We start from the raw sequence: 13,887 nt of genomic DNA, 5'->3' as shown, positions 1-13,887 counted from the left end.
CATACCGAACCCGGAAGCTAAGCCCTTCAGCGCCGATGGTACTGCCCTGGAGACGGGGTGGGAGAGTAGGACGCCGCCGGACACCCTTCACCGAAGGCCCACCCCACACGGGGTGGGCCTTCGGCATGTGTGCACCCGCCCATTTCTGCACCTCGTCGTTGACCTCTAGGATGGCTTGCATGTCCACCATCTCCCGTGCCGAGGTCGCGCGCGTCGCCGCGCTGGCCCGCATCGAACTGCGACCCGAGGAGCTGGACCGGTTCGCCGGTGAGCTCGACGTCATCGTCGACGCCATCGCCAAGGTGAGCGAGGTCGCCACGGCCGACGTGCCCGCGACGAGCCACCCCCTGCCGTTGACCAACGTCTTCCGGGACGACGTGCCGGAGCCGGCACTGCCCGTCGCGGACGTCATGGCAGGTGCACCGTCCGCCGAGGACGGCCGGTTCGCGGTCCCGCAGATCCTCGGGGAGGAATGATGAGCGACCTGACACGACTGAGCGCCGCCGAGCTCGCAGCGCGGTTGGGCGCGGGCGACGTCAGCAGCGTGGAGGTGACGCAGGCCCACCTGGACCGCATCGACCAGGTGGACGAGTCGGTCCACGCCTTCCTGCACGTCAGCTCCGAGGACGCTCTCGCGACTGCGCGCGACGTCGACGCGCGTCGGGCGTCGGGCGACGAGCTCCACCCGCTCGCGGGCGTGCCTGTCGCCGTCAAGGACGTCGTGGTGACCAAGGGCATGCCCACCACGGCCGGCTCGCGGATCCTCGAGGGGTGGGTGCCGCCGTACGACGCGACGCTCGTCGAGCGCATCCGTGGTGCCGGTCTTCCCATCCTGGGCAAGACCAACATGGACGAGTTCGCGATGGGGTCGTCGACGGAGCACTCCGCGTACGGCAACACGAGGAACCCGTGGGACCTGGACCGGATCCCCGGTGGGTCCGGTGGTGGCTCTGCGGCGGCGGTCGCCGCGTTCGAGGCCCCCCTCGCGATCGGCACCGACACGGGCGGGTCCATCCGCCAGCCCGGGGCCGTCACCGGCACCGTCGGCGTGAAGCCGACGTACGGCGGGGTGTCCCGGTACGGCCTCATCGCGATGGCGTCCTCGCTCGACCAGGCCGGGCCCGTGACGCGCACGGTGCTCGACTCGGCGCTGCTCCACGAGCTGGTGGGTGGGCACGACCCGCGCGACTCCACGTCGATCCGCGAGAAGGTCCCCGCGCTCGTCGCCGCCGCCCGGAAGGGTGCTGCCGGTGATCTCGCCGGCGTGCGCGTCGGTGTGGTCCGCGAGCTGAGCGGGGACGGCTACCAGCACGGTGTCAGCGCCCGGTTCTCCGAGTCGCTCGAGCTGCTGCGCGGTCTCGGGGCCGACGTCGTCGAGGTCTCCTGCCCGCACTTCGAGTACGCGCTCGGTGCCTACTACCTGATCATGCCGAGCGAGGCGTCGAGCAACCTCGCCAAGTTCGACGGAATGCGCTTCGGCCTGCGGGTCGAGCCGGAGGACGGACCGGCGACCGCCGAGCGCGTGATGGCGGCGACCCGTGGCGCGGGGTTCGGCGACGAGGTCAAGCGGCGGATCATCCTGGGCACGTACGCGCTGTCCGCCGGCTACTACGACGCGTACTACGGCAGCGCGCAGAAGGTGCGAACGCTGATCCAGCGAGACTTCGCCACCGCCTTCGACCAGGCCGACGTGCTCGTGTCGCCCACGGCACCGACCACGGCCTTCCGCTTCGGTGAGAAGCTCGACGACCCGCTCGCCATGTACCTGAACGACGTCGCGACGATCCCGGCGAACCTTGCGGGCGTGCCCGGGATGTCGGTGCCCGCCGGGCTGTCGGACGACGGCCTTCCCGTCGGCTTCCAGGTGCTCGCACCCGCGAAGGCCGACGACCGCCTGTACCGCGTGGGAGGAGCCCTCGAGGCCGCGCTCGAGAACTCCTGGGGTGGCCCGTTGCTGGACCGGGCCCCGGTCCTCCCGACCACCGAGCAGAAGGGCTGAGGCCATGGTCGAGTCACAGAACCTCCCGGCCGCCGCCGGAGGAGTCGAGCTCGTCGACTACGCGGAGGCGACGCGCCGCTACGACCCCGTCATCGGGATCGAGGTGCACGTCGAGCTCGGGACCCTGACCAAGATGTTCTGCCCCGCCGAGGTGAGCTTCGGTGCAGGCCCGAACACCCAGGTCACCCCCGTCTCGCTCGGTCTCCCCGGTGCTCTCCCCGTCGTGAACGGCAAGGCGGTGGAGTACGCGATCCGGATCGGGCTGGCCCTCAACTGCCAGATCGCCGAGACGTGCCGGTTCGCCCGCAAGAACTACTTCTACCCGGACGTGCCGAAGAACTTCCAGACCTCGCAGTACGACGAGCCGATCGCCCACGACGGCTGGATCGATGTCGAGCTCGAGGACGGCACCGTGCACCGCGTCGAGATCGAGCGCGCGCACATGGAGGAGGACGCGGGCAAGAACACCCACGTCGGCGGCGCCGCCGGGCGGATCCACGGGGCCGAGTACTCGCTCGTCGACTACAACCGCGCCGGGATCCCTCTCGTCGAGATCGTCACCCGTCCGATCACGGGCATGGGCGACCGCGCTCCTGAGGTCGCGCGCGCCTACGTCCAGACGCTGCGCGACATCTTCCGCGCCCTGGACGTGTCCGAGGCGCGCATGGAGCGCGGCAACGTCCGGGCCGACGTGAACCTCTCGCTGCGGCCGACGGCCGAGGACCCGCTGGGCACCCGGACCGAGACCAAGAACGTCAACTCGTTCCGCTCGGTCGAGCGAGCGGTGCGCTACGAGGTCTCGCGCCAGGCCGCGGTGCTCGACGCCGGCGGCACGGTGACGCAGGAGACGCGCCACTGGCACGAGGACACGGGCATCACGACGTCGGGCCGACCCAAGTCCGACGCCGAGGACTACCGCTACTTTCCCGAGCCGGACCTGGTTCCCGTCGCCCCACCGCGCGAGTGGGTCGAAGAGATCCGGTCGGGCCTGCCCGAGCTGCCCGTCGCGCGTCGTCGGCGTCTGCAGGGCGAGTGGGGCTACGCGGACGCCGAGATGCGTGACGTGGTCAACGCGGGGGCGCTCGATCTCGTCGAGGCGACGGTAGCGGCCGGGACGAGCCCGGCCGGAGCACGCAAGTGGTGGATGGGCGAGCTCGCGCGGCGCGCCAAGCAGGACGAGCTCGAGCTCGGCGACCTGAACGTGACGCCCGCGCAGATCGCGCAGCTCCAGGGGCTCGTGGACAGCGGGCGCCTGAACGACAAGCTGGCACGTCAGGTCCTCGACGGCGTGCTCGCCGGCGAGGGCGACCCGGAGCTGGTCGTCGCCGCGCGTGGGCTGGAGATCGTCTCGGACGACGGCGCGCTCCTCGTGGCGATCGACGAGGCGCTCGCCGCGCAGCCTGACGTCGTCGCGAAGGTACGAGGCGGCAACCTCGGGCCGGTCGGGGCGATCATCGGCGCGGTCATGAAGGCGACCCGCGGGCAGGCCGACGCAGGTCGCGTGCGGGAGCTCGTCCTCGAGCGGATCGGCTGACGCCGTGACACGAGGGCCGGTCCTGCTGGGCGAGATGGTCCAGCTGCGCCCGATCGAGGCGCGCGACGCCGACCGGATGTGGGAGTCGCTCCAGGACCCGGAGTCGAGGCGGCTGACGGGTACCACCGCCTCGTTCACGCGCGAGCAGATCGACGAGTGGACGGCGACGATCAGTGACCGTCCGGGCCGCGTCGACTGGTCGATCACGTCGGGCGCGGTGCGCGACGGTCAGCTCGTCAGCGACGAGATGATCGGGGAGATCGTCCTCAACGAGATCGATGCCGCCGCACGGTCCGCGAACCTGCGGCTCGCGCTCCTGCCCAACTATCGCGGTCGGGGGTACGGGCGAGAAGCGATCTACGAGGTGCTCCGCTTCGCGTTCGACGGCACCACGGACGTCGACGGTCGTCGGCACGGGGGCCCGCACCTGCACCGCGTGAGTCTCGACGTGCTCGGCATCAACCCGCGTGCCCGCATGCTCTACGAGTCGCTCGGTTTCCGCGAGGAGGGCCGGCTGCGCGACGTCTACCCCGACGGCGACGGGTGGTCCGACACCATCGTCATGAGCATCCTCGAGGACGAGTTCCGCGCCGGGGCAGGCACGTCCTGAGCTCTCGACGCACCTGACGGCGCACGCGCACCCGACGCGCAGGTCCCCCGCAGGGGTGGGCCTGACGGCGGCCACGAGGCGCGGCCACGGGCCCGGCAGCATCCGCTGCCGGGCCCTTCGTCGTCCGCCGGTGCTTCACGTGCGCCCGCGACACCCCGCTGGGGGGAGCGCTGGCGGAGCGCGGACAGGGACGCGAGGGTGGTTGACAGCGCGGCGAGGCTCGTCGTACATTCGTAGTGCGGAAACGAACTTCCACAAAGTGGAATGAATGCGAGACGTGCAACGCAGAATCCGAGCGGTCGAGAGGCAGGGCAACGGCGATGAGGCTGGACCAGTTCAACGCTCTGACGCAGCACCAGGCGCGCGACGTCCTGCTCGCCTGTGCGGACGTCGCGCGGTGGGCGGACGAGGTCGCCGCGGCGCGTCCCTACGCGAGCGTGGGCGACGCCGTCCGGTCGGCCCGGACCGTCGCGGACCCGTGGACCGACTCCGAGATCGATGCCGCGCTCGCGCGCCACCCACGCATCGGCGAGAGAGCGCAGGGCGACGACGCGGACGCGCAGATGTCACGCACCGAGCAGGCCGCCGTCGCCACGGACGACGACGAGGTCGGCCGCCGCCTCACCGAGGGGAACCGCGCGTACGAGGAGAAGTTCGGTCACGTCTTCCTCATCCGGGCGGCCGGCCGCAGCGCCGAGGAGATCCTCGAGCACCTCACCCGGCGTCTGGACAACGACGCCTCGACCGAGCGGGCCAACGCCGCCCGCAACCTGCGCGAGATCGCCGCGCTGCGGCTGGAAGGGGTGCTGTCCGCATGAGCGCGCACGCCAGCCACATCACCACACACGTACTCGACGCGGCCAGCGGTAGGCCCGGCGAGGGGATCTCCGTCCGCCTCGAGGCGGCTCCGGGGATCGCGGACGGGACGACGGGGCAGGGATGGTCCCTGGTGGCGTCCTCCCGCACGAACGACGACGGACGGGTGCCCGAGCTCGGGCCGCAGTCCCTCGTCCCCGGTACGTACCGGCTCGTGTTCGACACAGCCGAGTACTTCGACCGGACGAGCACCGTGTCCTTCTACCCGGAGGTCGTCATCGTCTTCCGGGTGGCGAGCGCCGAGCAGCACTACCACGTCCCCGTCCTGCTCAGCCCGTTCGCCTACTCGACCTATCGAGGGAGCTGACATGAGCGAGACCCAGAGCAACGGCGCGATCGTGCTGGGCGACAACCAGTGGGGCAAGGCGGAGGTCCGCCTCGTGCGGATCGACCGCGCGACACCGCGCCACGAGATCACCGACCTCAACGTGTCCTCGCAGCTGCGGGGTGGCCAGGAGGCGACCCACCTCGAGGGCGACAACTCGAGGTGCGTCGCGACCGACACGCAGAAGAACACGATCTACGGGTTCGCGCGCGCCGGCGTCGGCGCGATCGAGGAGTTCGCGATGCGTCTCGGGACGCACTTCGTCGAAGACTTCCAGTGGATCACCGGTGGCCGGTGGGAGGTGGAGCAGTACACGTGGAACCGCATCAGCACGGCGCAGGGCGAGCACGACCACGCCTTCGTCCGTGACAACCAGGAGACGCGCACGACCGTCGTCCAGCGTGACGGCGACGAGTTCTTCGTCGTCTCGGGCCTGACGGACCTCGTCGTCCTCAAGTCGACCGGGTCGGAGTTCCACGGCTTCCCCCGGGACCGGTTCACGACGCTGGTCGAGACGGACGACCGCATCCTCGCGACGTCGGTCTCCTCGCGCTGGCGCTACACGACCACGGACATCGACTTCGACGCGGTGTACGCGAAGGTCCGCGCGATCCAGCTCGAGCAGTTCGCCACGACGCACTCCCTCGCGCTGCAGCAGACGCTGTTCGCGATGGGCAAGGCGGTCCTGGAGGCGGTCCCCGAGATCGCCGAGATCAAGTTCTCGATGCCGAACAAGCACCACTTCCTCGTGGACCTGGAGCCGTTCGGCCTCGACAACCCGAACGAGGTCTTCTTCGCCGCCGACCGCCCGTACGGGCTGATCGAGGCGACCGTCCAGCGCGAGGGCGTGCCGGCCGAGCCGCGCGCCTGGGCGACCGTCGCCGGGTTCTGCTGACCGATGACGCGACGGCGCACCCCGGAGCACCGCGGGAGCCCCGCGGCGGGCCGGGGCGCGCCGTCGTACGGTCGGCCGTCGTCAGGGCGCGGTGCTGACCAGCTCGCGCGTCAGCTCGGCGGCGACGCGCTGGAGCACGGGCACGGCGCGCTCGCCGAACTCGTAGGTGACGCGGGCCGCGGGGCCGGAGACGGACAGCGCGGTCGGGGTGGGCGTGCCGGGCACCGGCACCGCGAAGCAGCGCACGCCGAGCTCCTGCTCGCCGTCGTCGATCGCGTACCCGCGCTCGCGCGTGGCCGCGAGGTCGGCGAGCAGCGCGTCGACGTCGGTGATCGACAGGTCCGTGGCCGGCGGCATGCCGACGCGCGCGACGATCTCGCGGACGGTCTGGTCGGGGAGCTGAGAGAGCACCGCCTTGCCGACGCCCGTGCAGTGCGTGTAGACGCGCCGGCCGACCTCGGTGAACATGCGCATCGAGTGCTGCGACGAGGCCTGTGCCACGTACACGGCCATGTCGCGGTCGATCATCGCGAGGTTGGCAGACTCGCCGAGCTCGACGGCGAGGCGCTCGAGGTGCGGGCGTGCTCCCGCCCCCAGCTGGCGACCTGCCGACTCACCGAGCCGGATCAGCCGCGGGCCGAGCGTGTAGCGCCGGTTCGGCGTCTGGCGGACGTATCCCTGTGCGACCAGCGTGCGCAGCAGCCGGTGGATGGTCGGCAACGGCAGGCCGGTGTGCTGAGCGAGCTCGCTCAGCCCCGACTCGCCGCCGAAGTCGGCGAGCAGCTCGAGCAGCTCGATCGCACGGTCCACGGACTGCACGCCGCCGGACCGCGCACCGGCGCGGCCCGTCTCGTTCTCCTGGGGCTGCCTCCCCGCGGCAGTGGGGGCCATCTCCATCTCCTGTCCGCGAGGCCCGTCCCGGTACCGGGCGAGCCTCGTGCTCCGGTCGCTGGACATTCCCGCGACATTCTTCCGCATCACGGAAACCGTACGTCAGCATACGAGAAGAAGGAACGATCATGACTTCCGATTCGCAGAGCGGGACCGCATCGGCTGCGAGCCACGTGTCGACGAGTCCCAGCTACTCCATCACCTTGCGCGTCGAGGCGCCGAGCGGTCACCGCACCGCGAGCGACATCGTCGCGGCCGTGAGCGCCGCGGGTGCCGCCATCACGGGCGTCGACGTCTCGGAGTCCGGGGCGGACCGGCTCGTCGTCGACATCACCGCCGACACGGTCGACAGCGCGCACGTCGAGCGGATCCGCGACTCGCTCGGCGCGCTCGACGGCATCACGGTGCGGCACGTGAGCGACGCGACGTTCCTCATGCACCTCGGCGGCAAGCTCGAGGTCAACCCCAAGGTGCCGCTGCGACACCGCGCGGACCTCGCCCGGGCGTACACGCCCGGCGTCGCGCGCGTGTGCCTCGCGATCGCCGAGCGCCCGGAGGACGCGCGGCGACTGACCATCAAGCGCAACACGGTCGCCGTCGTCACCGACGGGACCGCGGTCCTCGGTCTCGGCGACATCGGCCCGGCCGCGGCGCTGCCCGTCATGGAGGGCAAGGCGGCGCTGTTCAAGCAGTTCGCCGGGGTGGACGCCTGGCCGGTGTGCCTGGACACGAAGGACACCGAGGAGATCATCCGGATCGTCAAGGCGATCGCGCCCGTGTACGGGGGGATCAACCTCGAGGACATCTCCGCCCCGCGGTGCTTCGAGATCGAGCGGCGCCTGCGCGACGAGCTCGACATCCCCGTCTTCCACGACGACCAGCACGGGACGGCGATCGTCGTCCTCGCGGCGTTGACGAACGCGTTGCGGGTCGTCGACAAGGCGATCGGGGACGTGCGGATCGTGGTGTCCGGCGTCGGCGCGGCCGGGTCGGCCATCATCAGGCTCCTCCAGGGTCAGGGCGCGCGGAACATCGTCGCGTTCGACCGCAAGGGCGCGGTGCACGCGGACAACGCGGGCGAGGACGAGACCAGGCGCTGGATCGCGTCCACGACCAACCCGGACGGTTTCGCCGGCTCGCTGCGTGAAGGTCTCGCCGGCGCGGACGTGTTCGTCGGGGTCTCGGGCCCGAACATCCTCACGGGGGACGACGTGGCGACGATGGCGGACGACGCGATCGTGTTCGCGCTCGCGAACCCGACCCCCGAGGTCGACCCCATCGCGGCGGCCCAGCACGCGACGGTGGTCGCGACCGGGCGCAGCGACTATCCGAACCAGATCAACAACGTCCTCGCGTTCCCGGGCCTGTTCCGTGGTCTGCTCGACGCCGGGGCGAGCGAGATCACGGACGAGATGCTGCGCGTGGCTGCGGTCGCGATCGCCGACGCCGTGGAACCGCGGGAGCTGAGCGCCAGCTACATCGTGCCCAGCGTCTTCGACGCCGCCGTCTCGCCCAACGTGGCCCGCGCCGTCGCGGAGGTCGCCGAGCGGAACCGCGCGCACCGCGAGCGCGGTACCTCGTCCGGCACCCCGTCCGACAGCCCGTCCGGCAGCTCGTCCGGCCCGGCGCGGTCGCACGGCTGACCGGTCCGATCCCGACTGTCTCGTCCGTACGTTCGAGAAAGGACGTCCATCATGACCACCACGACTCCCGCAACGGTCCGCGGTCCCGAGGTCGACCGGTCCGCCGAGATCCTCACACCGGAGGCGCTCGCGTTCGTCGCCGAGCTGCAGCGGCGTTTCGGCCCGCGGCGTGACGAGCTCCTCCGCGCCCGGCGCGACCGGCGTGAGCAGGTCTCGCGCACCGGTCGCCTCGACTTCCTGCCCGAGACCGCGGGGGTGCGGTCGGGGGAGTGGAGCGTCGCGGCGGCACCTGCCGACTTGGTCGACCGCAGGGTCGAGATCACCGGACCGCCGACGCCGAAGATGGCCATCAACGCGCTGAACTCCGGCGCGAAGGTCTGGCTGGCCGACCTCGAGGACGCGTCCACCCCGCACTGGGCGAGCGTCGTCGGCGGTCAGGTCGTGCTGCACGACGCGACCCGGCGCAGGCTCGCGTTCGCGTCGCCCGACGGCAAGCAGTACGCGCTGCGGCCCGAGACCCCCGACGACCGGCTGGCCGTCATGGTCGTCCGGCCGCGTGGTTGGCACTTCGACGAGGTGCACGTCCTGGTCGACGGCGCCCCCGCCGTCGGCGCCCTCGTGGACTTCGGCCTGCACTTCTTCCACAACGCCGCCGAGCTGCTCGCCCGCGGGTCGGGTCCGTACTACTACCTGCCCAAGATGGAGTCGCACCTCGAGGCGCGCCTGTGGAACGACGTGTTCACCTATGCCCAGGAGTCGCTGGGCATCCCGCACGGCACGGTCCGCGCGACCGTGCTGATCGAGACGATCCCGGCGGCGTTCGAGATGGAGGAGATCCTCTACGAGCTGCGCGAGCACGCGTCGGGGCTCAACGCGGGTCGCTGGGACTACCTGTTCTCGGTGATCAAGTACTTCCGCGACTCCGGTCCGTCCTTCACCCTGCCGGACCGTGGCGCGATCACGATGACGGCGCCGTTCATGCGGGCGTACACCGAGCTCCTGGTCTCCATCTGCCACCGGCGCGGCGCCTTCGCGATGGGCGGCATGGCGGCGGTCATCCCGAACCGGCGCGAGCCGGACGTGACGGCCCAGGCGTTCGAGAAGGTGCGTGCGGACAAGCAGCGCGAGGCCGCCGACGGGTTCGACGGGTCGTGGGTCGCCCACCCGGACCTCGTGCCCGTGTGCCGGGTCGTGTTCGACGCCGTCCTCGGCGACCGCCCCAACCAGCTCGACCGGCTGCGGCCCGACGTGCAGGTCACGGCGGACCAGCTCCTCGACACGGCGTCGGCCGCGGGGGCGATCACCGAGACGGGCCTGCGCAACAACCTCTACGTCTCCGTCGCCTACGTCGCCGCGTGGCTCGCGGGCAACGGTGCGGTCGCGATCCACAACCTCATGGAGGACGCGGCCACCGCCGAGATCGCCCGCTCCCAGGTCTGGCAGTGGGTGCGTTCCGGCACGACGTTCACCGACGGCCCGGGCGCGGGCGCGACCGTCACCGCCGATCTCGTGCGCACGCTGCTCGTCGAGGAGACGGCCCGGCTGCGGGACGACGTCGGGCACGAGGTGTACGACGGCGGGCCGTACGACGCCGCCCGCCGCCTCGTGGAGGAGATCGCCCTGGGCGAGGAGTACGTGGACTTCCTCACGCTGCCCGCCTACGAGGCGATCGTCCGTGCGGAGGCCGACGGCGGGGTGACCCCGTGACGGCCGGACCGCTCGCGCGACCGGCGGGCTCGGCCGGCAGCGAGAGGCCGCACGCAGCGCGGTCGCTCGACGCCGCGCTCGACGCAGAGCTCGATGCACGGCTCGAGGCCGTGGACGTGCTGCTCGAGCAGGGCTATCCGGGGGACGACGGCTCACGTCAGCCCGTGCACACGGTCTACGTGCCGGGCGACCGGTACGACCGCGACCTGCCCGCCCGGTGGGGTGAGCAGGCGCGGGCGGCCCTGCGGGCGGCCGGGGGCTCGCGCCACCTCGTGCGTGCGCTGGGTGTCGACCCTGCGCTCGGTGTCGCCCCGCTGGTGGACGCCAAGCTCGCGGCGGAGCCGATCGAGGACCTGCGGATCGACTTCGAGGACGGCTACGGCGACCACGGCGACGCGGCGGAGGACGCGGCGGCGCACGCGGCGGCGCACGAGCTCGTCGCGGCGCTCGCGGCGGGCAGCAGCCCTGCGTTCGTGGGGATCCGGATCAAGTCGTTCGAGCGCGCGACCCGTCGTCGTGGCGTGCGCACGTTCGACGTCTTCACGACGGCGCTCGTCGCGGGCCTGCGTGCGAGCGGGACCGACGCCTCCGGCGTCGGCGGGGACCTGCCCGCGGGCTACGTGGTCACGCTCGCGAAGGTGTCCGCGGTCGAGCAGGTCGAGGCGATGGTCGCGGTGTGCGAGCGCCTCGAGGCCGCGCTGGACCTCCCGGCCGGGCGGCTGCGGTTCGAGATCCAGGTCGAGACGCCGCAGGCGGTCCTGGGGCCCGACGGCACGGCGACCGTCGCGCGCATGGTGCACGCGGCGGGTGCGCGCGCCGTCGGGCTGCACTACGGGACGTACGACTACAGCGCGTCGCTCGGGATCGCCGCCGAGTACCAGTCGATGGAGCACCCCGCGGCGGACCACGCCAAGGCGGTCATGCAGCTCGCGGCCGCGGGGACGGGCGTCCGCGTCTCGGACGGGTCGACGAACGTGCTGCCCGTGGGCGACACGCGGACCGTCGGCGCGGCGTGGGTGCTGCACGGCAGGCTCGTGCGGCGCTCGCTCGAGCGCGGCTTCTACCAGGGGTGGGACCTGCATCCGGCGCAGCTCGCGAGCCGGTACGCGGCGACGTACGCGTTCTTCCGCCGCGCGGCGCCCGCGGCGGTGAAGCGGCTGCGGGACTACGTGCGGGTCGTCGACGGTCTCGGCGAGCCCGGGGGAGTGCTCGACGAGCCGGCGACGGCGAAGGCGCTCGCGTGGTTCCTGCTGCGCGCGCTCGACTGCGGCGCGCTCACGCCGACCGAGGTGGCGGGAGACGACGAGACGCTGACCCGACGTCGCCTCGAGGCGTTGCGCGACGCACGCCCGGGGGTCGACGCGCACTGAGCCGGTCGGCGATCCCGGAGGGCGGTCGTGGAGCGCCGGCTCCGCGACCGCCCTCCGTGCGTCCTCCCCGCTCCCGCACGGCGGATCGCCGTGCCCGGCGGCTCGGTGCGGGGTGCGGCGCAGGGGTTGACGATCGCCACGACCCGGCCTAGGATTTCACATAGCAGAAGAGAACTTCCACAAGACGGAATAGCGTGGGAGGCTCGACGGAACGACGACGAGACGCGAGGAGCACGACCATGGCTGAGGCGATCACCCCCACCTGGACGGTGAACTGCTCGATCCTGCTGACCAACCTGCCGCTGCTCGAGCGCCCGGCGGCCGCCGCCGCAGCCGGCTTCCGCGGCGTGGAGTTCTGGTGGCCGTTCGCGACGCCGACCCCCGCGCACGAGGAGGTCGACGCCTTCGTCGGCGCGATCGAGGCGGCGGGCGTCCGGCTCACCGGACTCAACTTCGACGCCGGCAACATGCCGGGCGGGGACCGGGGGCTCGTGTCGTGGCCCTCCCGGTCCGCGGACCTGCGCGCCAACCTCGACGTGGTGACCACCATCGGGGAGCGCACCGGCTGCCGCGCGTTCAACGCGCTCTACGGCAACCGCCAGGAGGACCAGACTCCCGAGGCGCAGGACGAGCTGGGCGCGTACAACCTCGCCCTGGCCGCGCGTGCCGTCGGCCGCATCGGCGGCACGGTGCTGGTCGAGCCCGTGAGCGGAGCGCCCGCCTACCCCCTGAAGACTGCGGCGGACGCGATCGCCGTGCTCGACCGGGTCGCGTCCGAGCACGGCGAGACGAACCTCGGTCTGCTGTTCGACGTCTACCACCTCGCCGTCAACGGCGACGACGTCGACGCGGCACTCGCCGCCCACCGCGACCGCGTCGCGCACGTCCAGGTCGCCGACGCACCGGGACGCGGCGAGCCGGGGACGGGCGACCTGCCGATCGACCGCTGGGTCGAGGACCTGCGCGCAGGCGGCTACGACGGCTGGGTCGGCCTCGAGTACAAGACCGCCGCCGCAGACCCGTTCGTCTGGCTGCCCGCCTCCGAGCGCTGAGCAGCCGGCCCGACGGATCCACGGCGCCCGACAGACCTCCCGACCTCCCCGACCGTAGGAGACAGACATGACCTCCATCGCCTTCATCGGACTCGGCATCATGGGCAGCCCCATGGCCGTCCACCTGCAGGACGCCGGCCACGACGTCGCGGGCTACAACCGCAGCCCCGAGAAGACCCGACCGCTCGTCGAGGCGGGCGGGACCGCCGCGGACTCGATCGCCGACGCCGTCCGCTCGGCCGACGTCGTCGCGATCATGGTCCCCGACTCCCCGGACGTCGAGCAGGTGCTCACCGGGGAGGGCGGGGTCCTCGAGCACGCCCGACCCGGGACGCTCGTCGTCGACTTCTCCTCGATCCGTCCCGACGTCACCGTGCGCCTCGCCGAGGCAGCCCGTGAGCGGGGGCTGCGCTACCTGGACGCACCGGTGTCGGGGGGCGAGGCCGGCGCCAAGAACGCCGCGCTGTCCATCATGGTCGGCGGTGAGCCGGCGGACTTCGAGGCCGCGCGCCCGGTCTTCGACGCCGTCGGCAAGACGGTCGTGCACGTCGGGCCGACCGGCTCCGGGCAGACCGTCAAGGCCGCGAACCAGCTGATCGTGGCTGCCAACATCCAGGCGCTCGCCGAGTCCGTGGCGTTCCTCGAGGCGTACGGGGTGGACCTCCCCAGCGCGCTCGAGGTGCTCGGTGGCGGGCTCGCCGGGTCCAAGGTCCTGGACCAGAAGAAGCAGAACATGATCGACAAGTCCTTCACCCCGGGCTTCCGCATCGCGCTGCACCACAAGGACCTCGGCATCGTCACCGCGGCGGCGCGCGAGAAGGGCGTCGTCGTCCCGCTCGGCGGCCTCGTCGCCCAGCTCATGGGCTCGGCCCTCGCGAACGGCGACGGCGACCTCGACCACTCCGGTCTGCTCCGCGGCGTCGAGCGCCTCTCCGGCCGGCTCGGCACCGACCGGACCTCCTGACCACACCGACCACGCGCCGTC

13 protein-coding genes and 1 rRNA gene are annotated in these 13,887 nt (G+C 72.1%); 13 read left to right on the top strand and 1 reads right to left on the bottom strand.

The window, feature by feature from the left end; translation table 11 throughout:
• The 8 genes from rrf to pucL form a co-directional block, all read left to right on the top strand.
• Positions 1 to 82: ribosomal RNA gene (gene rrf / locus IF651_RS18365) — 5S ribosomal RNA — on the top strand; the annotation flags it as partial.
• A 97-nt stretch (positions 83 to 179) separates the two neighbouring features.
• Positions 180 to 476, top strand: a complete 297-nt coding sequence (gatC, locus tag IF651_RS15580) for an Asp-tRNA(Asn)/Glu-tRNA(Gln) amidotransferase subunit GatC (protein ID WP_191830051.1) — start codon at positions 180 to 182, stop codon at positions 474 to 476.
• Complete coding sequence (gene gatA / locus IF651_RS15575) at positions 476 to 1,999, top strand: Asp-tRNA(Asn)/Glu-tRNA(Gln) amidotransferase subunit GatA (RefSeq protein ID WP_191830050.1); 1,524 nt, start codon at positions 476 to 478, stop codon at positions 1,997 to 1,999. Before gatC ends, gatA begins: the two co-directional genes overlap by 1 nt.
• A gap of 4 nt (positions 2,000 to 2,003) precedes the next feature.
• Complete coding sequence (gene gatB / locus IF651_RS15570; protein WP_191830049.1) at positions 2,004 to 3,533, top strand: Asp-tRNA(Asn)/Glu-tRNA(Gln) amidotransferase subunit GatB; 1,530 nt, start codon at positions 2,004 to 2,006, stop codon at positions 3,531 to 3,533.
• A 4-nt stretch (positions 3,534 to 3,537) separates the two neighbouring features.
• Complete coding sequence (locus tag IF651_RS15565; RefSeq protein ID WP_338404001.1) at positions 3,538 to 4,143, top strand: GNAT family N-acetyltransferase; 606 nt, start codon at positions 3,538 to 3,540, stop codon at positions 4,141 to 4,143.
• A gap of 320 nt (positions 4,144 to 4,463) precedes the next feature.
• On the top strand, positions 4,464 to 4,961 hold the full coding sequence (uraD, locus tag IF651_RS15560) for a 2-oxo-4-hydroxy-4-carboxy-5-ureidoimidazoline decarboxylase (protein WP_191830048.1): 498 nt from the start codon (positions 4,464 to 4,466) through the stop codon (positions 4,959 to 4,961).
• Positions 4,958 to 5,326 carry a hydroxyisourate hydrolase gene (gene uraH, locus IF651_RS15555; protein ID WP_191830047.1) on the top strand — a complete coding sequence of 123 codons (369 nt, stop codon included), beginning with the start codon at positions 4,958 to 4,960 and terminating at the stop codon, positions 5,324 to 5,326. The genes uraD and uraH overlap by 4 nt, the downstream gene beginning before the upstream one ends.
• Position 5,327: 1 nt before the next feature.
• A complete protein-coding gene (pucL, locus tag IF651_RS15550) occupies positions 5,328 to 6,239 on the top strand; it encodes a factor-independent urate hydroxylase (RefSeq protein ID WP_191830046.1) in 912 nt (303 codons plus the stop codon).
• An 81-nt stretch (positions 6,240 to 6,320) separates the two neighbouring features.
• Here the strand turns inward: pucL and IF651_RS15545 are convergent, their stop codons facing one another.
• A complete protein-coding gene (locus tag IF651_RS15545) occupies positions 6,321 to 7,130 on the bottom strand; it encodes an IclR family transcriptional regulator (RefSeq protein WP_191830045.1) in 810 nt (269 codons plus the stop codon).
• Between the two features lie 128 nt (positions 7,131 to 7,258).
• Here IF651_RS15545 and IF651_RS15540 point away from each other — a divergent pair, with 128 nt between their 5' ends.
• From IF651_RS15540 to IF651_RS15520, 5 genes are all read left to right on the top strand, one after another.
• On the top strand, positions 7,259 to 8,773 hold the full coding sequence (locus tag IF651_RS15540; protein WP_191830044.1) for an NAD-dependent malic enzyme: 1,515 nt from the start codon (positions 7,259 to 7,261) through the stop codon (positions 8,771 to 8,773).
• Positions 8,774 to 8,824: 51 nt separating this feature from the next.
• A complete protein-coding gene (gene aceB / locus IF651_RS15535) occupies positions 8,825 to 10,480 on the top strand; it encodes a malate synthase A (protein ID WP_191830043.1) in 1,656 nt (551 codons plus the stop codon).
• Between the two features lie 110 nt (positions 10,481 to 10,590).
• The gene (locus IF651_RS15530) at positions 10,591 to 11,850 is read left to right on the top strand and encodes a DUF6986 family protein (RefSeq protein ID WP_338404003.1); all 1,260 of its coding nucleotides are present in this window, start codon (positions 10,591 to 10,593) and stop codon (positions 11,848 to 11,850) included.
• A 239-nt stretch (positions 11,851 to 12,089) separates the two neighbouring features.
• A complete protein-coding gene (locus IF651_RS15525) occupies positions 12,090 to 12,902 on the top strand; it encodes a hydroxypyruvate isomerase family protein (protein ID WP_191830041.1) in 813 nt (270 codons plus the stop codon).
• Positions 12,903 to 12,969: 67 nt separating this feature from the next.
• On the top strand, positions 12,970 to 13,866 hold the full coding sequence (locus IF651_RS15520; RefSeq protein ID WP_191830040.1) for a 2-hydroxy-3-oxopropionate reductase: 897 nt from the start codon (positions 12,970 to 12,972) through the stop codon (positions 13,864 to 13,866).
• Positions 13,867 to 13,887: the final 21 nt, after the last annotated feature.

It is taken from the genome of Cellulosimicrobium arenosum (genome assembly GCF_014837295.1).
Lineage (GTDB): Bacteria > Actinomycetota > Actinomycetes > Actinomycetales > Cellulomonadaceae > Cellulosimicrobium > Cellulosimicrobium arenosum.
This window is presented reverse-complemented; position numbering and strand designations above follow the sequence as displayed.

Coding starts and splice junctions, on each gene's coding strand:
- IF651_RS15540 (WP_191830044.1), top strand. CDS start 7,259: ATGACTTCCGATTCGCAGAGCGGGACCGCATCGGCTGCGAGCCACGTG.
- gatC (WP_191830051.1), top strand. CDS start 180: ATGTCCACCATCTCCCGTGCCGAGGTCGCGCGCGTCGCCGCGCTGGCC.
- IF651_RS15525 (WP_191830041.1), top strand. CDS start 12,090: ATGGCTGAGGCGATCACCCCCACCTGGACGGTGAACTGCTCGATCCTG.
- uraD (WP_191830048.1), top strand. CDS start 4,464: ATGAGGCTGGACCAGTTCAACGCTCTGACGCAGCACCAGGCGCGCGAC.
- aceB (WP_191830043.1), top strand. CDS start 8,825: ATGACCACCACGACTCCCGCAACGGTCCGCGGTCCCGAGGTCGACCGG.
- pucL (WP_191830046.1), top strand. CDS start 5,328: ATGAGCGAGACCCAGAGCAACGGCGCGATCGTGCTGGGCGACAACCAG.
- gatB (WP_191830049.1), top strand. CDS start 2,004: ATGGTCGAGTCACAGAACCTCCCGGCCGCCGCCGGAGGAGTCGAGCTC.
- IF651_RS15545 (WP_191830045.1), bottom strand. CDS start 7,130: ATGGCCCCCACTGCCGCGGGGAGGCAGCCCCAGGAGAACGAGACGGGC.
- gatA (WP_191830050.1), top strand. CDS start 476: ATGAGCGACCTGACACGACTGAGCGCCGCCGAGCTCGCAGCGCGGTTG.
- IF651_RS15520 (WP_191830040.1), top strand. CDS start 12,970: ATGACCTCCATCGCCTTCATCGGACTCGGCATCATGGGCAGCCCCATG.
- uraH (WP_191830047.1), top strand. CDS start 4,958: ATGAGCGCGCACGCCAGCCACATCACCACACACGTACTCGACGCGGCC.